The following is a 15,816-nucleotide window of genomic DNA, read 5'->3' as shown; positions in this document are numbered from 1 at the left end:
CGGGCGGCGGCACCCCACCCGCTCTACAGGAGGCAAGGCGAACATGGCGCGCGAGTCCGGCAAGAAGCGAATGACCGAGTCCGGGCTGCCCATCGAGCCGGTCTACGGGCCGGACTCGCTCAAGGACTGGGACGCGGACGAGAGGCTCGGCGAGCCCGGCTCGTACCCCTTCACCCGCGGTGTCTACCCCACGATGTACACCGGGCGCCCCTGGACGATGCGCCAGTACGCGGGCTTCGGCACCGCCGTCGAGTCCAACGCCCGTTACAAGCAGCTGATCGCCAACGGCACCATGGGCCTGTCGGTCGCCTTCGACCTGCCGACCCAGATGGGCCACGACAGCGACGCCCCCATCGCGAGCGGTGAGGTCGGCAAGGTCGGTGTCGCCATCGACTCGATCGAGGACATGCGGATCCTGTTCGGCGGCATCCCGCTGGACAAGGTGTCCACGTCGATGACGATCAACGCTCCCGGCGCGCTGCTGCTCCTGCTCTACCAGCTCGTCGGCGAGGAGCAGGGCGTCCCGGCGGACAAGCTCACGGGCACCATCCAGAACGACGTGCTCAAGGAGTACATCGCCCGCGGCACGTACATCTTCCCGCCCAAGCCCTCCCTGCGGCTGATCGCGGACATCTTCAAGTACTGCAAGGCCGAGATCCCGAAGTGGAACACCATCTCGATCTCCGGCTACCACATGGCCGAGGCCGGGGCCTCGCCCGCGCAGGAGATCGCGTTCACCTTGGCCGACGGCATCGAGTACGTCCGCACGGCCGTGGCGGCCGGCATGGACGTGGACGACTTCGCGCCCCGGCTGTCGTTCTTCTTCGTCGCCCGCACGACCATCCTGGAAGAGGTCGCCAAGTTCCGCGCCGCGCGCCGGATCTGGGCGCGGGTGATGAAGGAGGAGTTCGGCGCCAAGAACCCCAAGTCCCTGATGCTGCGCTTCCACACCCAGACCGCCGGGGTGCAGCTCACCGCGCAGCAGCCCGAGGTGAACCTGGTCCGCGTCGCCGTGCAGGGCCTGGGCGCCGTCCTCGGCGGCACCCAGTCGCTGCACACCAACTCCTTCGACGAGGCCATCGCCCTGCCGACCGACAAGTCGGCGCGGCTGGCGCTCCGTACCCAGCAGGTGCTGGCCTACGAGACGGATGTGACGTACACCGTCGACCCGTTCGCCGGCAGCTATGTGGTGGAGTCGATGACCGACGAGGTCGAGGCCGCGGCCCTGGAGCTGATGCGGAAGGTCGAGGACATGGGCGGCGCGGTCAACGCCATCGAGCGCGGCTTCCAGAAGAGCGAGATCGAGCGCAGCGCGTACCGCATCGCGCAGGAGACGGACAGCGGCGAACGGGTCGTCGTCGGCGTCAACCGCTTCCAGCTCGACGAGGAGGAACCGTACGAGCCGCTCCGCGTGGACCCGGCCATCGAGGCGCAGCAGGCCGAGCGGCTCGCCAAGCTGCGGGCGGAGCGCGACCAGGACGCGGTGGACGCGGCGCTGGCCGAGATGCGGGCCGCGGCCGAGGGCACCGACAACGTCCTCTACCCGATGAAGAAGGCGCTGGCGGCGAAGGCCACGGTCGGGGAGGTCTGCAACACGCTGCGGGAGGTCTGGGGGGCGTACGTCCCCACGGACGCGTTCTGATCCCGCTGTAACCCGACCCGACCCGACCCGACACGACCCGACACGACCCACCCGACACGGCGCGGAGCGGTGCGGCCGGGGCCGTCCCGCCGGGCGAGGGGGACGGGCCCGGCCGCGTCACGTTCCGGTCGCGTCCGGTTCCGGTCGTGTCGTGTCCGGGTCGTGTCGTGTCCCGGCCGGGCCGTGTCCCGGTTGCGCCACTGCCCGGCTCCGGGGCCGGGGGCCGGAGTGTTCGGCGGGCCGCCCCGCGGTGGCCGCCGGCACCCGGAATCCGCCTGACGCGCAACCGCCTTTGTGTGCGAAACTCCGCTCATGCTGGGAGTCGCCGATCTTCCGACGTATCTGGTCGGACTTGCCCTGATCATCCTGCTGCCGGGGCCCAACAGCCTGTATGTGCTGTCCGTCGCCGCACGCCGCGGGGTGCGGCGCGGCTATGCGGCGGCGGGCGGGGTCTTCTGCGGGGACGCGGTGCTCATGCTGCTGTCCGCCGCCGGTGTCGCCTCGCTGCTTCAGGCCAACGCCCTGCTGTACAGCATCGTGAAGTACGCGGGCGCCGGCTATCTGACGTGGCTGGCGGTCGGCATGCTGCGGGCCGCCGCCGGGATGTGGCGGAAGCGGCAGGGACGGGACGGGGACGCCCCTGAGCGGCGCCTGGCGGCCACCGCGACCGGCGCGGGGGGTGGCCCCGCCGGCATCGCCACCGCGGGCACCGGCACTGGCACCGCGACCGGCACCGCCGCCCCGGCCGAGCGGCCCTTCCGCCGGGCGCTGGTGATCAGTCTCCTCAACCCGAAGGCGATCCTGTTCTTCGTCTCCTTCTTCGTGCAGTTCGTGGACCCGGGCTACGCCCATCCCGCGCTGTCGTTCCTGCTGCTCGGCACCTTCTGCACCCTCTTCAGCTTCCTGTACCTCACCACCCTGATCCTGGGTGGCAGCCGGATCGCCGAGCGGTTCCGCAGCCGCAGCCGCCTCTCCGCCGGTGTCACCTCGGCCGCGGGCGCGCTCTTCCTGGGCTTCGCGGTGAAGCTGTCCCTCAGCAGCGCCGCGGGCTGACGCGGACCCGGGTTCAGGCTCGGGACCGGGGCCGGACTCGGGCTCCGGGCCGGGGCCGGACTCGGGCTCCGGGCCGGGATGGGACTCGCCGCTCGGGCGGCGTGAGCTACGGCGCCAGCACGTCCAGTTCGGCCATGGCACCGACCGTGATCTCGCGGGTCAGCCGTTCCGCGCGTTCCTCGTCCCGGGCCCGTACCGCCTCCGCGACCTGGACGTGCAGGGTGACGGCGGCCGGGTCGGGGTCGCTGAACATCACCCGGTGCTGGGTGCGGCCGGTCAGCACCTCGGCCACGACGTCGCCCAGCTTGGCGAACATCTCATTGCCCGAGGCCCGCAGCACGATGCGGTGGAACGCCACGTCGTGCACCAGATAGGACTCCAGCTGCCCGCCGCGCGAAGTCGCCACCATGCCCAGCGCGTGCCCGGTGAGCTCCGCGCACTGCTCGGCCGTCGCCAGCCGGGCGGCCAGTCCGGCGGCGACGGGTTCGACCGCCGAGCGCAGTACGGTCAGCGAACGGAGCTGCCGCGGCCGGTCGGTGCCCGCCAGCCGCCAGCGGATCACCTGGGGATCGAAGACGTTCCACTCCTCCGTGGGCCGCACGGTGACTCCCACCCGGCGCCGGGACTCCACCAGCCGCATCGACTCCAGTACGCGCACCGCTTCCCGGACGACGGTCCGCGAGACGTCGAAGCGCTGTTCGAGCTGGTCCGTACGCAGCACCGTTCCGGGCGGGTACTCGCCCGACGCGATCGCGGGGCCGAGCGACGCCAGCAGCTTCGCGTGCAGTCCCCGCTCCTGGCCGCTGGTCATGCGTTTGCGTCTCCCCGTCTCCGGATCACTCCACCGAGTGGAAGCAAGCCTACGGCTCGGCAGCGCTCCCAAGTTAAGTATGTCTTTTAGATGACGAACTCTTGAATACGTCATACATATGGGCTTGAGTGTGCTGTGGCGTCGGACGACGGACGCGGTCCGTGGGCCTCTCCCCGGCACCGGACCGCGGCTGCCCGGCAGTACTGCGGCACTGTGCCGCCGGGCAGGGATGGCGGACAGGCGCGATCCGGTGGCGGCTGACGGCGCCGACCGCAGGGCCGGGACGGCGGGCGAGACGGCCGGTGCCGGTGTCAGTCATCAACCGTCACTGATCACCACCGATCACCACCGACCGCCACCCACCAACCGGCAGAGACAGCGAGGTAGTGATGCCCACCCCCCACGTCGTGGTCGTCATGGGTGTGTCCGGCACGGGCAAGACGACCGTCGGCCGGCTCCTGGCGGACGAGCTCGGCGTCCCGTACGCCGAGGCGGACGACTTCCACCCCCCGGCCAACATCGAGAAGATGAGCGCCGGCATCCCGCTCGACGACCGGGACCGCGAACCCTGGCTCGACGCCATCGGTGCCTGGGCGCACGGCCGTACCGGCAAGGGCGGGGTCGTCAGCTGCTCCGCCCTCAAACGGGCCTACCGAGACCGGCTGCGCGCCGCCGCGCCCGGACTCTTCTTCCTCCATCTCGCGGGCGACCGCGACCTGATCGCGCAGCGGCTCGAACAGCGCCGGGGCCACTTCATGCCCGGAGCCCTGTTGGACTCCCAGTTCGCCGCGCTCGAACCGCTGCGAGAGGACGAGCAGGGCATCACGGTGTCCGTCACCGCGGAACCGGAGGAGATCACCGCCCGCGCGGCCGCGGCCCTCCGCGCCCTGCCCGCACCACCCGTTCCCCCCACCCTCCCCACGGAGACACCGGAGAATCCAATGGAGCGTTCTCATGGAAGCGATTGACCCGGCCTACGGCACGGCCACCCTGCTGCTCATCGCGGCGGGAGCCGTCGCCCTGCTGCTGTTCCTGATCATGAAGGTGAAGCTGCACGCCTTCGTGGCGCTCGTCCTGGTGAGCGTTCTGACGGCCCTGGTCGTCGGTTTCCCGCTCACGGACATCCCCGCCGCCATGATGTTCGGCTTCTCCAGCACGCTGGGTTCGGTGGCCCTGCTCGTCGCCTTCGGCGTGATGCTGGGACGGCTGATGGAGGTCACCGGCGGAGCGCAGGTGCTCGCCGACACCCTGATCGGCCGGTTCGGGGAGAAACGGGCCCCGCTCGCCCTCGGCGTCGCCGCCCTGCTGTTCGGATTCCCGATCTTCTTCGACGCCGGTCTGGTCGTCTTCCTGCCGATCATCCTCACCGTGGCCCGGCGCTTCGGCGGCTCCCTGCTGCTGTACGCGCTCCCCGCCGCGGGTGCCTTCGCGGCCATGCACGCGATCGTCCCGCCGCACCCGGGCCCCGTCGCCGCGGCCGAGGCGCTCGGCGGCAGCGTCGGCGTCATCCTGCTCGTCGGCATCCCGGTCGCCGTGGCGTCCTGGTACGTGGGTGTCCTGCTGGTCTCCCGCTATCTCGGGGCGCGCATCGACGTCTCGGTGCCCGTCGCACTGTTCGGTGAGGTCAACGACGGGCGCGGGCAGGGAGCGCGCGACGGCGAGGAGAAGACCGGAGACGGCACCGGCTCCGATGCGGCGGCGCGGATGGACCGGAAGCCGCCGTCCTTCCGCACCGTCCTGCTGCTCCTGCTGGTGCCGCTCGTCCTGATCTCCTTCGACACCGTTCTCGACACCCTCACCGTCACCGGCGTTCTGGAGGAGGGCGAGAGCTGGGCCGCGTTCCTCAGCCTCCTCGGGCACACCCCGGTGGCCCTGCTGATCACCGTGCTCGTCGCGATAGCCGTCCTCGGCCGGCCCCGGGCCCGGATGACCGAGGTCACCAAGATCCTCGACGACGCCCTGGGGCCGATCTGCTCCATCATCCTGATCACCGGAGCCGGTGGCATGTTCGGCGGCGTCCTGCGGCTCAGCGGCATCGGTGACGCGCTGAGCGGCTCCCTCGCCGATCTCGGTATCTCGCTGATCGTCCAGGCGTTCGTCATCGCCACCCTGCTGCGAGTGGCGCAGGGCTCGGCGACGGTCGCCCTGACCACCACCGCCGGTCTCATCGCCGGCGCGGTCGCCGAAGCCGATCTCGGGGACTTCCAGACCGCGCTCATAGTGATCGCCATCGCGGCGGGCGCGACCGTGCTGTCGCATGTGAACGACTCCGGTTTCTGGCTGGTCAGCCGCTTCTTCGGGATGGACGAGAAGACGACGCTGAAAACCTGGACGGTGATGGAGACCACGCTCGGCCTGTCGGCCTTCGTGATCGCGCTGGGCTTCTGGATGGTCGTCTGACGAGAGTTCCCGCCGGCCCTGTCGGCCCTGTCGGTCCGGTCGGCCCTGGCAGACCTGTCAGTCCGGCCGGCCCGGTGAGCCCGGTGGCCCCGCCGGTCCCGGTGAGCCAGTGGCTCGGCCGGGCCCGGCGGGCTCCGGCGCCAGGCCGAGCCCCCGGCCGAGCCCCCTGCCCGGACCGGCCCGGGTGTAATGCCTTCGACGGGCCCGTGTGCGTCCGGCAGGATTCCGTCATGGAAACGCACGACTCGCACTACTGGCCGCTCTACGGACTGCGCATCACCACCCCGCGCCTGGAACTGCGCGTCCCGGACATCGCGTTGCTGGACGCGCTGGCCGCCGTAGCGGCGGACGGGGTGCACGACCCGGCGGAGATGCCGTTCTCCTTCCCGTGGACGGACGGAACCCCCGAGGAGCGTGGCCGCTCCACCTTCCAGCACGTGCTGCGCACCGTCGCGGAGTGGAGCCCCGAGAAGTGGACGCTGAGTCTCGCGGTGCTCTGTGACGGCCGTGTCGTCGGCCGGCAGGACATGGTGACCAACGACTTCGCCGTGACGCGCGAGGGCGAGACCGGCTCCTGGCTCGGCATGGCCCACCAGGGCAAGGGCATCGGCACCGAGATGCGTGCCGCTGTGCTGCACCTGGCTTTCGAGGGCCTGGGTGCCCGCGCCATGACCACGGGAGCCATGACGGACAACCCGCGGTCGATCGCCGTCTCCCGGAAGTGCGGCTACCGCCCGGACGGCGAGACGGTGCTGGCGGTACGGGGGGAGGCCCGGACTCTGCACCGGATGCGTCTGGACCGCGCCGGCTGGGAGGCTCACCGCACCGTCCCGGTGGAGGTCCACGGCCTGGAACCGTGCCGTGAACTCCTCGGCCTGCCCCGGGAGTCCGCCCCCTTCACCGGGACGCGATGAGGGGCCGCGGCCCGCGCCGCCGAAGCGGTCGTGAAGGTCGGGACCGCGCCGCCCCCGTAGCGCCTCCTCTCCGGCACAGCTCCTGCGGGCCCCGACCTTCGACCGGCATCTCCCTTGAGGAGCCGGCCACTCGGGCGGCCCGGGAGGAGACCGGGAGGAGCCCGGGAGGAGAGCAGCCGCGCCACAGCCGAACAGGCCACCGGGGCGCCCGAGGGGTACGGCGCGCGGCGTGTGGTGTGCGGCGCGCGGCGCGTGGTGTGCGGAGGGCGGTGCGCGGAAGGCCGAGTGCGGAGCCGGGCCGTCGTCAGGGCAGGGTCAGGATGCGGGGGCCGTCCTCCGTGATCGCGACGGTGTGCTCGACATGGGCCGCCCGGCTGCCGTCCGTGGTGGACAGCGTCCAGCCGTCCGGTTCGGTCCGGTAGTCGTCGCCCCCGCCCGCCATGAACATCGGCTCCAGGGCCAGCACCAGGCCGTGGCGCAGCGGGAATCCCCGTCCGGGACGGCCGCGGTTGGGGACGTGCGGGTCCTCGTGCATGCGCCGGCCGATGCCGTGCCCGCCGAAGTCCCGGGGCATACCGCAGCGGGCCGCCAGCGCGACGGACTGGATGGCATGGGAGATGTCACCGATCCGCCGGCCGGGGGCCGCCGCGGCGATCCCCGCGGCGAGCGCTTCCTCGGTGGCCCCGATCAGCTCCAGATCGGCCGGCCGCGGCGTGCCGACGGTGAAGCTGATGGCGGCGTCCCCCGTCCAGCCGTCCAGCTCCGCACCGCAGTCGATACTCACCAGATCACCGTCCCGGAGCCGGTCACCGGTGGGGATTCCGTGGACGACGGCGTCGTTGACGGAGGTGCAGATCACCGCCGGAAACGGGGTGGGCGCGAAGGACGGCCGGTAGCCGAGGAAGGGTGAGCGCGCCCCGGCTTCGGACAGCACGGCGCGGGCCGCCTCGTCGAGTTCGCGCAGTGGCACCCCCACGCCCGCCGCGTCCCGGGCGGCGGCGAGCGCGTGGGCCACGACGCGCCCGGCCTCCCGCATCGCTTCCAGCGCCGTATCGGTCTTGATCTCCACCATGTCCTGCGACACTCCGTCTCCACGCTGCTGGCACCTGGTCGTACGGCCGAGCGCGCCCGTAGCGGTGGGCACGGCACGGTATGGCACGCCACCGCATGGCACGACACGGCGCCGTCGTCCAATTCTTATACCGGTATTAGTATCACGGCATGGTGAGAACTCCTCTGAGTCCGTGGGAATGGCAGCGCGGTGAACGGTTCGGCGCGTTGCTGCGCCGGGCCCGTGGCGACCGCAGCATGGTGGAGGTCGCCGTGGCGGCCGGGGTCTCGGCGGAGACGCTGCGCAAGATCGAGACCGGCCGGGCCCCGACACCCGCCTTCTTCACGGTGGCGGCACTGGCCGGAGTGCTGGGGCTGTCCCTTGACGAGTTGGCCGCGTCCTGCGCGGAGGACCCGGGCAGTGAGCAGGAACGGGCGTTGTCCGCATGAGGCGGCAGGGTGAGGGTGAGGGCGTGGACCAGGAAGCGGGCGAGGGTGTGGATCAGGAAGTGGGCGAGAGGGCGGGCGAGGGCGTGGTCGTCTACTGGCGGCCGGGCTGCCCGTTCTGCATGAAGCTGCGCTTGCGCCTGCGCTTCGCGCGGCTCCGGTATACCGAGGTGAACATCTGGCGGGACCAGGAAGCCGCGGCCTTCGTCCGCTCGGTGGCGAACGGGAACGAAACCGTGCCAACGGTGACCGTGGCAGGCCATCCACTGATCAACCCGTCGAAGCGGCAGTTGATGCAGGCCGTCGAGACGTACGCCCCGCACTTGCTGGCGTAGACGGGCCCGGGGCCGGGCCCGGGGCCGGCGGGCTCGCGGCTGACGCGCCCGCCGGTGCGCGGGTGGGTGCGCGGTCGGCGCGCGTTCGGCGTGAGGTCGGTCCGAGGTCGGTCCGAGGTCGGTCCGAGGCCCGTGCACGGTCGGCGCACGGCAGGTTGGTGGATCGGTTGATCGGCGTTGGGTCCGTCGGTACGTGGCGCGGGCCGGAAACGGCCGGGCCTTCGGCGCGGTTGGGGGCGGTTGGCGGATCGGCGGGTGGGCGAGCGGCGGGTCGCGGGTCCCCGGAGTGGCGAACTGCGGCCCGGCAGCGGGTTGGGGTTACGGCGCCGGGTGGGCGGCGCGATGGTGGTGACCGGTGCGTCGCGGGCTGCCCGTTGTCGTTTTGGTGGGGGTTACGGCATCCGTGCCGGGGGCGGGCCCGTGGTCGGTCGTCTATCCGGGACCGTGCGCACCCGGGGACGGTTCGAAAAGCGATGGCGTGGCTGGTGCCGGTGGGTGGTTGCGGGGGCACACGCGCGCCTGGGCTTGTCGGCTTTCCCGTTCGTCGTGGCGGGCTGTCGGTGGTGGCGGTTGTTGTGGCTGCTGTGGTGATGTCGGCTGTCGCTGGGGTTGGGGCCTGGGTGGTGGCTCTTCCGGTGGGCAGGCGGTGGCCGGTGTGGGTCGCTCACGGGTGTTGACACCCGGCTGGGGAGGCGCGGCCCGGGCGCGCGTGCCCTGTTCTTGGGCTCTGTCGTGGCGGGTCCTCGGTCGTGGTGGCGATCGTGGGTGGCGTTGCTGGTGTTCGGTGTGGGCGATGAGTGGAGTTCCCGGGTCCGTTTTCGCTCACTCGTTCGGGTGGTTCCACGCTCTGGACCTGGATTCATCACCGTACGTGACGGAAAATAGGGGGTAAGAACTCGCTCCGTGAGGGCGGGAGTTCACGCGGTGATCCGGACGGGGGGAATGTCATGCAGGCCACGCTGCTCGACCACGACGACACGGCCACCACCGGGGCCACCACCGGTGTGCCGGGGGAGCCGGTGACGGCGGATGAGTGGGCGGCGCATCTGGCGTCGGCTGTGCCGGGTCCGCAGACGGCGGCGATGCTCGCTCTGCTGGAGCGCGGGCAGCTCTCCACCACGGGGCGGATCGATGCGCTGAAGGCCTGGGAGCGGCACACCTCCTGGATCCAGGCTCAGCAGGTTGGTCTGCTGGCCGATATCGAGGCCGATGCACTGGACGCGACGCCGAATGAGATCGGCTGGGCGGACTACGACTGGAACTTCGCCTGTGAGGATGTCGCCTGCGCGTTGAAGCTGTCGGGAAACACAGCCGCGGACCGCCTGGCCGTCGCCACCGCCCTGGAGGGACGCTTCCCCACCACGGTCAGCCTGTTGGAGCGCGGGGAGATCTGCTATCTGCAGGCGAAGGCGGTGGCGGAGGTCACCGGCACCCTCGACCCCGAAGCCGCCGGGCAGGTGGAGGCCATGGTGCTGCCCAAGATGCCCACCCAGTCCGTCGGCCAGACCCGGCGCGCATTGAACCGGGCGGTGCTCAAAGCCGACCCGCAGGGGGCGGAGGTGCGGCATCGCCGGCGGCGGGAGGACCGCACGATCTGGCACCGGGCCACCGAGGACGGCATGGCCACCTGGACCGCCTTCCTGCCCGTCCCGCAGGCCGCACAGCTCGACGCGGCCGTCGACGCCCACGCCGCCACCTTCGCCGATGACGGCCGCACCCTGAACCAGAAGCGGGTGGACGCTCTGTATGACCTGGTCGTCAACCGCCCTGCCGGGCAGGACACTCCGGGTGGCCGGTCGGCGGCGGTGGTGCAGGTGACGGTGTCCCTCGACACCCTGATCGGGGTGGATGAGGAGCCCGGACAGCTCAAGGGCTACGGACCGATCAGTGCCGGGCAGGCGCGGGAGGTGGCTTTCGCCCCGGGCACGATCTGGCGGCGTCTGATCACCCACCCGAAGACCGGCCTGCTGATCAAGACCGACCCGGCCACTTACCGGCCCACCGCGGAGGCTGAACGGCACGTCATCGCCCGCGACGGGACGTGCGCTTTCCCCTCCTGCCAGATGCCCGCCCACCGCTGCGACCTCGACCACATCCAGCCCTTCAACCACCAGGACCCGCAAGCGGGCGGGGCGACGGAGCCGGACAATCTGATGCCGCTGTGCCGACGCCACCACCTGTTGAAACACCGCACCCGATGGCAGGCCGAACGCAACCCGGACACCGGCGAAGTGACCTGGACCGCGCCGACGGGCCACACCTACACCAACCCACCCCACACCCACACCCACACCTAGCCCGAGGGGGCTGACCACCGGCACCAGCCCCTCCGCCACCGCGCGGAGGGGCCCATACCCCTGCCTGAAACCCGGAACCTTGCTCCGGACAACTACCGGGCGGGCAGCAGCTGGCAGGGGGCACGCCCCTCGGCGTTGATGCGTACCAGCGACGGCAGGCACCTCGGCCTCCACGGGCACGAGCTGCCCCAGCCACCACCGACCGGCGACCGGCGACCGTCAAGAGGAAGAACCGAGCCCGCCACGCCGCCACCCGCCACGACCGTCACCACCGAAAGCCCGCCACGACGGCGGGAAAGCCGACAAGCCCAGGCGCGCGTGTGCCCCCGCAACCACCCACCGGCACCAGCCACGCCATCGTCTTTCCGAACGACCCCGGGTGCGCACGGTCCCGGATAGACGACCGACCACCGGCCCACCCCCAGCACGGATGCCGTAACCCCCACCGAAACAACAACGGGCAGCCCGCGACGCACCGGTCACCACCATCGCGCCGCCCACCCGGCGCCGTAACCCCAATCACCACGCCACCGGACAGCCCGCGACGCACCCGCCACCACCATCGCGCCGTCCCCTTCAGACGCCACCGAACCGTCCCCGTCCGGCGCCCCGACCGAGACTGGTCTCCGGATCGTTGGCCGGATCAGTCCCTGCGAGGGGTGGCCTTGCCGGGTGCAGTCTCCGTGACCTTGCCTCCAGCCCGTGGCCGGTACCCGCCGGGGCCCGGCCCGCCTGGCCCCGCCCGTCGTCCCGCCCGTCCGGCCCGTCTGACCCCGCCCGTCCGGCCCGCCGGTCCGGACCGTCTCGCGTCTCCCGTCGCCGCCCCTGGCCTGTGGCTTCCTGCCGCCGTACCGGTGCTGCCCCTACCGTCGGCGCGTGTCCGCCAGCATCCGCCTCATCCACGGCGTCAACGGCCGTTCCACCCAGCGGTGCAGCAGCCACGCCAGCATCAGCATCCCGGCGAGCGTTCCGGCGAACGTCACGGCTGACGGCACTGCCCACGTCCGGTGCAGCAGGTGGACCGCGACCCAGCCCAGGTGTTCGTGCACCAGATAGAACGGATAGGTCAGCGCGCCCGCGACGGTGAGCCATCTCCAGTTCGCCCAGTGGAGGTGTCCCAGCGCGACGAGGCCGACCGCCACGAAGCCGGCCGTGACGATCAGAATGATGACCAGCGACGACCGGTACGAGAAGGCCGGCACGTCCGCAGGGTGCCAGAGGTTGTCCACCGCGTACTTCTGGCCGATCAGCCAGCTGATGCCCACGACACCCCAGGCGACCGCGTCGCGCCGGTCCCGGTGCAGCAGGAACAGTCCGATGCCGCCGATGAAGAAGGCGGAGTGCTCCGGCATCAGGACGACGGCCGGCAGTGGTTCCCCACTCGCCTCGGCCATCGCCGCCGCCAGCGTCCAGGCGGCGCAGAACACCAGGACGCGCCCTCTCGTCGCGCCGGGCACCACCACGAACAGCGCGAAGAGGACGTAGAACCGCAGCTCCACCCAGAGAGTCCAGTCCACGCCCAGGACTCGTTCGGCACCCACCGGCTCCTGCAGCATCGTCATGTTGACCAGTGCGTCACTGGGCGAGACGGCGTCGTAGGCCACCCACGGCAGCGTGAAGACCAGGGTGACGAGCACGACCGCCACCCAGTAGGCCGGGTAGAGCCGGGCGACGCGGGAGGCGAAGAAGGAGCGCAGCGGGCGTCCCCAGCCGCTCATGCAGATCACGAAGCCGCTGATGACGAAGAAGATCTGCACGCCCAGACTGCCGTACGCGAAGCCCTGTGAGGCGGTGGGGAACTGGTCGGCGGGTGAGGTGCCCCAGGCCCGGCCGATGTCGCCGTCCCGTCCGCCGTAGTGGTAGCAGGCGACCATCAGGGCGGCGACGAGCCGCAGTCCGTCGAGGGCGCGCAGCCGGGGCTGCGGCCGTCCGCGCGCTCCGGCCCCGCCGCCCTCCAGCCCCGCGCCGGGCAGCGCGGCCTCACGGGAGGAGGCGTCCGGCGTGCCCGGCCCGGCCGGCGTGCTCGGGGCGCCGGACCTCACGTCGGACCTGTCTGGCGCACTCGGCGCCGCCGCCGCGGATGATGCCGCGGTCAGCGGCGGCGCCGCCCGCACGGTGTCGCTGCCGGCGCCCGTCATGGGAACCCCGTCATCGGGCTCCGCCCCGCTTGCGGGCGATCCGGCGCTGCACCGTGCGCGCCCGCCGGACGGCCCGCCGGACCGCCGGGTTGCGCGGCAGGAAGGCGAGCTGCGACGGGACCGCGCCGGGCAGTCCGAGCGAGGTCAGGCGGCGGCGCTTGAAGTAGCGCCAGGTGTAACCGTCCAGGTGAGCGCGGAGATAGCGTTCCGCCGCCGGCCTCAGTCCGGGATGGAGCTGTGCCTGCATGGCGTAGCCGACGGCCGTGACCAGATCGGTCAGTTGTTCGCCCGAGCGCAGCAGCGCGGGCGTGGTGGCACCGCGGAGTACGGCGCTGTCGGCGTCCAGGTCGGGCAGCAGGGCGTCGACGATGGTGACGGGCACCCGGTTGCTGTTCTGGTACGGGCTGAGCCGCTCCAGCAGCAGCTCCGTCCCCGTACGGGCGACCGGCAGCCGGTAGAAGGCGGCGGCCGTCAGCAGCGCGGTGGAGAAGCAGCCGACGACGAGCGCGGGCCGCATGCGCTCGTAGAGCACCTCGGCGAGCACCGGGGCGTCCAGGACGGTGAGTTCGAGACCGAGTTCACCGGCTTCCTTCTCCAGCATCCGCGACCAGCGTGCGGGCGCGGTGGGGTGCGGTTTGAAGACGACGTGGTGGTGGCCGAGCGCGGCAACCCCGCGCAGCATCCGCACATGGAGCCGTTCCTCTTCCTCGGCGGTGAGGATGCCGAGCGCGGAGAGGTACTGCCCCAGCAGCAGGGCCGGCGCGTCGGCCGTCCCGGTCCTCCCGCCGGAAGCGGCACCGGAGGAGGCCGCACCGGTGGAGGCACCGGAGGTGCTCGTGCTCGTGCCCAGCACGTCGTCGTCCACGGCGGCGGTCACCTCGGCGAGTACGGAGGTGAAGGCCGCGGTGGGGATGATCCGCTGTTCGACATCGAACTCGGTGAGCAGCAGGGGGCGCAGGCCCGGCACCAGGTCCAGGTGGAGCAGCCGGCGGATACGGGTGCCGACGAGCGCGTCGATCTTGTTGCGGGTGGGCCCGTAGCTCATCAGCCCGTCGGCGTACACGTCGACGGCGGCGTCCGGGAACAGTTGTGCCAGCGCCAGCGCGGGGTTCACCTGGATCGACTCGACCACGACCTCCACGTCGTCGTCGCCCAGCCCCCACAGCAGCCGCAACTGCCGCTCCCACAGCGGTACGTCGTCGGGGCGCGGGGCCCAGCCACTGGGGTGGTAGGGGCTGATGGTGTCGTTCCAGGACAGCACCCGGTCGAAGCGGGACCGCAGGGGGCGGAAGCCGGGCATGGTGTCGAGCGGGGGCGCGGTCTCCGGTGTGGCGGCGTTGTTGCTGACGAGCAGCAGCCGGCGGCCGCTCGGCCGGAAGCAGCCCGCGTCGAGCGCGGCGGCGAGGGTCGCGGCGCCGTAGAGGGTGGAGGCGACGAAGATCTGCGTGCGGCCGCGGCCGGCTCCCGGTCCGGCTGCCGGGCCGGGACCGGCGTCGGTGCCGCCCGGGGTCTCGTCGCGTTCGGAGGCGCGTTCGGAGCCGCGGTCGGTGTCGCGCTCGGTGTCGCGCTCGGCGGGGCCGGGCATCAGGCCGCCACCTCCGGGCCGGAGAGGGCGGCCCGTCGGCGCAGCCGCCGGAGCCGCGAGCCGCGCCGCAGGTCCATCGAGTCGAGGGCGTCCTTGAGGACGTCCTGCGGCATGCGCCGCAGGGCTGCGGCGCTCATCGAGCGCAACTTACGTGCCACGGCCGGTTCAAACCTCTCCATGTTGCCGAGATGGTGGGCGATGATCGCGCAGTACGTCCGTACCGCCTTGGGGAGCAGCCGGTCCGCGTCCGGGTCCCGTGAGGTCTCCTCGACGACCTGATCCAGCGCACGGATGAAGTCGAGCTGCCGTACGTCCCCGATCTGGGTCAGCGACGAGGCGACGCCGCGCCGGTAGAAGACGCCGTGCAGGCCGACGACCGCGAAGGACTCCGCCTCCCGGTGCAGCCGCCAGATCCACGGCCGGTCCTCGGCGGTGCGCAGACCGTCCAGGAAGCGCAGTACGCCGTTGTCCGCGAGCCGCCGGTGGTAGATGCCCGCCCACGCGTAGGCGTAGTCCACGGAGGTGGAGCGCCCCGGGGGCAGGATGGCGTCGCGCGGGTTCATGACGACCTGGCGCGGACCGTGCGGTACGCGGCGGAGCGAGCGGCTCCGGCCGGTGTTCTCCACGTGGTCGGTGCGGACGAAGTCGCAGCCGAGGTCCTCGATGGCGGCGACGAGTTCACCGTAGTGGCCGGGGGCGAGCCAGTCGTCGCCGTCGAGAAAGGTCAGGTACTCGCCGCGGGCCGCGTCGATGCCGGTGTTGCGTGCGGTCGCGAGCCCGCTGTTCTTCTCGTGCCGGAGCACCACGGCGCCCGGGAGTTCACGCTCGGCGCGGGCCAGGATTTCCGGTGTTCCATCCGTCGAGCAGTCGTCGACGAGGATGAATTCGAAATCCTGCCGTGCGTTGGCGTGCAGACTTCTGAGCGCGTCGGGTGCGAACGTCTGGACGTTGTAAAAGGGCACGATGACGGAGAGCTTGACCACCCGGGCGACGTTAGGCGGAGGCCGGTCATTCGTCTTGTCCAGGGGTGAGAATTCTGGTGAACGAAGCATGGCGGAACGGTTAACTCGACTTTTGCGCAGACTGATTCGCCTTCCGGCGACTTCTTGTTAACCCTTTGTTGAGACGGCGTTGGGCCGGGAAA

General features: G+C 71.6%; 13 protein-coding genes. 8 read left to right on the top strand and 5 right to left on the bottom strand.

Translation table 11 applies throughout. The annotated features are described in order from the left end of the window. The first annotated feature begins 43 nt into the window (after positions 1-43). Both LIX60_RS11650 and leuE read left to right on the top strand, forming a co-directional pair. Entirely contained in the window at positions 44-1,642 is a 1,599-nt protein-coding gene (locus tag LIX60_RS11650) for a methylmalonyl-CoA mutase (RefSeq protein ID WP_019710411.1), read from the top strand. A gap of 312 nt (positions 1,643-1,954) precedes the next feature. Continuing rightward, positions 1,955-2,695 (top strand): leucine efflux protein LeuE, encoded by a 741-nt coding sequence (leuE, locus tag LIX60_RS11645; protein ID WP_227958367.1) that lies wholly within the window; start codon positions 1,955-1,957, stop codon positions 2,693-2,695. Between the two features lie 106 nt (positions 2,696-2,801). Here the strand turns inward: leuE and LIX60_RS11640 are convergent, their stop codons facing one another. Then, positions 2,802-3,506, bottom strand: a complete 705-nt coding sequence (locus tag LIX60_RS11640) for a FadR/GntR family transcriptional regulator (RefSeq protein WP_227958366.1) — start codon at positions 3,504-3,506, stop codon at positions 2,802-2,804. 389 nt (positions 3,507-3,895) lie between these two features. Here LIX60_RS11640 and LIX60_RS11635 point away from each other — a divergent pair, with 389 nt between their 5' ends. The 3 genes from LIX60_RS11635 (at position 3,896) to LIX60_RS11625 (ending at position 6,820) form a co-directional block, all read left to right on the top strand. Beyond that, positions 3,896-4,474, top strand: coding sequence for a gluconokinase (locus LIX60_RS11635; RefSeq protein ID WP_227958365.1), 579 nt, complete (start codon positions 3,896-3,898; stop codon positions 4,472-4,474). Continuing rightward, on the top strand, positions 4,461-5,906 hold the full coding sequence (locus LIX60_RS11630; RefSeq protein ID WP_227958364.1) for a GntP family permease: 1,446 nt from the start codon (positions 4,461-4,463) through the stop codon (positions 5,904-5,906). The genes LIX60_RS11635 and LIX60_RS11630 overlap by 14 nt, the downstream gene beginning before the upstream one ends. Positions 5,907-6,136: 230 nt before the next feature. Continuing rightward, on the top strand, positions 6,137-6,820 hold the full coding sequence (locus tag LIX60_RS11625; protein WP_227958363.1) for a GNAT family N-acetyltransferase: 684 nt from the start codon (positions 6,137-6,139) through the stop codon (positions 6,818-6,820). A gap of 304 nt (positions 6,821-7,124) precedes the next feature. Here the strand turns inward: LIX60_RS11625 and map are convergent, their stop codons facing one another. Beyond that, the gene (map, locus tag LIX60_RS11620; RefSeq protein WP_227962729.1) at positions 7,125-7,892 is read right to left on the bottom strand and encodes a type I methionyl aminopeptidase; all 768 of its coding nucleotides are present in this window, start codon (positions 7,890-7,892) and stop codon (positions 7,125-7,127) included. A gap of 149 nt (positions 7,893-8,041) precedes the next feature. Between map and LIX60_RS11615 the strand changes: the two genes are divergently transcribed. From LIX60_RS11615 to LIX60_RS11605, 3 genes are all read left to right on the top strand, one after another. After that, positions 8,042-8,320: a helix-turn-helix domain-containing protein gene (locus LIX60_RS11615; RefSeq protein WP_227958362.1), complete on the top strand. Its 279-nt coding sequence runs from the start codon at positions 8,042-8,044 to the stop codon at positions 8,318-8,320. 23 nt (positions 8,321-8,343) lie between these two features. Next, positions 8,344-8,652: a glutaredoxin domain-containing protein gene (locus LIX60_RS11610; RefSeq protein ID WP_227958361.1), complete on the top strand. Its 309-nt coding sequence runs from the start codon at positions 8,344-8,346 to the stop codon at positions 8,650-8,652. Between the two features lie 947 nt (positions 8,653-9,599). Continuing rightward, positions 9,600-10,949 carry an HNH endonuclease signature motif containing protein gene (locus LIX60_RS11605; RefSeq protein ID WP_227958360.1) on the top strand — a complete coding sequence of 450 codons (1,350 nt, stop codon included), beginning with the start codon at positions 9,600-9,602 and terminating at the stop codon, positions 10,947-10,949. 863 nt (positions 10,950-11,812) lie between these two features. On the opposite strand, the gene LIX60_RS11600 is transcribed toward LIX60_RS11605, so the two are convergent. The 3 genes from LIX60_RS11600 to LIX60_RS11590 all read right to left on the bottom strand — a co-directional run bounded on the left by LIX60_RS11600 (position 11,813) and on the right by LIX60_RS11590 (position 15,655). Continuing rightward, the gene (locus LIX60_RS11600; protein ID WP_227958359.1) at positions 11,813-12,991 is read right to left on the bottom strand and encodes an acyltransferase; all 1,179 of its coding nucleotides are present in this window, start codon (positions 12,989-12,991) and stop codon (positions 11,813-11,815) included. Between the two features lie 106 nt (positions 12,992-13,097). Further along, positions 13,098-14,672 (bottom strand): alpha-2,8-polysialyltransferase family protein, encoded by a 1,575-nt coding sequence (locus tag LIX60_RS11595; protein ID WP_227958358.1) that lies wholly within the window; start codon positions 14,670-14,672, stop codon positions 13,098-13,100. Continuing rightward, entirely contained in the window at positions 14,672-15,655 is a 984-nt protein-coding gene (locus LIX60_RS11590; RefSeq protein WP_227962728.1) for a glycosyltransferase family 2 protein, read from the bottom strand. Before LIX60_RS11590 ends, LIX60_RS11595 begins: the two co-directional genes overlap by 1 nt. Between the last annotated feature and the right edge of the window lie 161 nt (positions 15,656-15,816).

It is taken from the genome of Streptomyces sp. S07_1.15 (assembly GCF_020739505.1).
Taxonomy (GTDB): Bacteria; Actinomycetota; Actinomycetes; order Streptomycetales; family Streptomycetaceae; genus Streptomyces; species Streptomyces xinghaiensis.
Note: the sequence above shows the minus strand (reverse complement) of the source record. Positions and strands in the feature narration are given on the sequence as shown.

Excerpts from the sequence above, each read along its gene's own strand:
- leuE (WP_227958367.1), top strand. The coding sequence starts at position 1,955 with ATGCTGGGAGTCGCCGATCTTCCGACGTATCTGGTCGGACTTGCCCTG.
- LIX60_RS11625 (WP_227958363.1), top strand. The coding sequence starts at position 6,137 with ATGGAAACGCACGACTCGCACTACTGGCCGCTCTACGGACTGCGCATC.
- LIX60_RS11640 (WP_227958366.1), bottom strand. The coding sequence starts at position 3,506 with ATGACCAGCGGCCAGGAGCGGGGACTGCACGCGAAGCTGCTGGCGTCG.
- LIX60_RS11595 (WP_227958358.1), bottom strand. The coding sequence starts at position 14,672 with ATGCCCGGCCCCGCCGAGCGCGACACCGAGCGCGACACCGACCGCGGC.
- LIX60_RS11615 (WP_227958362.1), top strand. The coding sequence starts at position 8,042 with ATGGTGAGAACTCCTCTGAGTCCGTGGGAATGGCAGCGCGGTGAACGG.
- LIX60_RS11605 (WP_227958360.1), top strand. The coding sequence starts at position 9,600 with ATGCAGGCCACGCTGCTCGACCACGACGACACGGCCACCACCGGGGCC.
- LIX60_RS11635 (WP_227958365.1), top strand. The coding sequence starts at position 3,896 with ATGCCCACCCCCCACGTCGTGGTCGTCATGGGTGTGTCCGGCACGGGC.
- map (WP_227962729.1), bottom strand. The coding sequence starts at position 7,892 with ATGGTGGAGATCAAGACCGATACGGCGCTGGAAGCGATGCGGGAGGCC.
- LIX60_RS11630 (WP_227958364.1), top strand. The coding sequence starts at position 4,461 with ATGGAAGCGATTGACCCGGCCTACGGCACGGCCACCCTGCTGCTCATC.
- LIX60_RS11650 (WP_019710411.1), top strand. The coding sequence starts at position 44 with ATGGCGCGCGAGTCCGGCAAGAAGCGAATGACCGAGTCCGGGCTGCCC.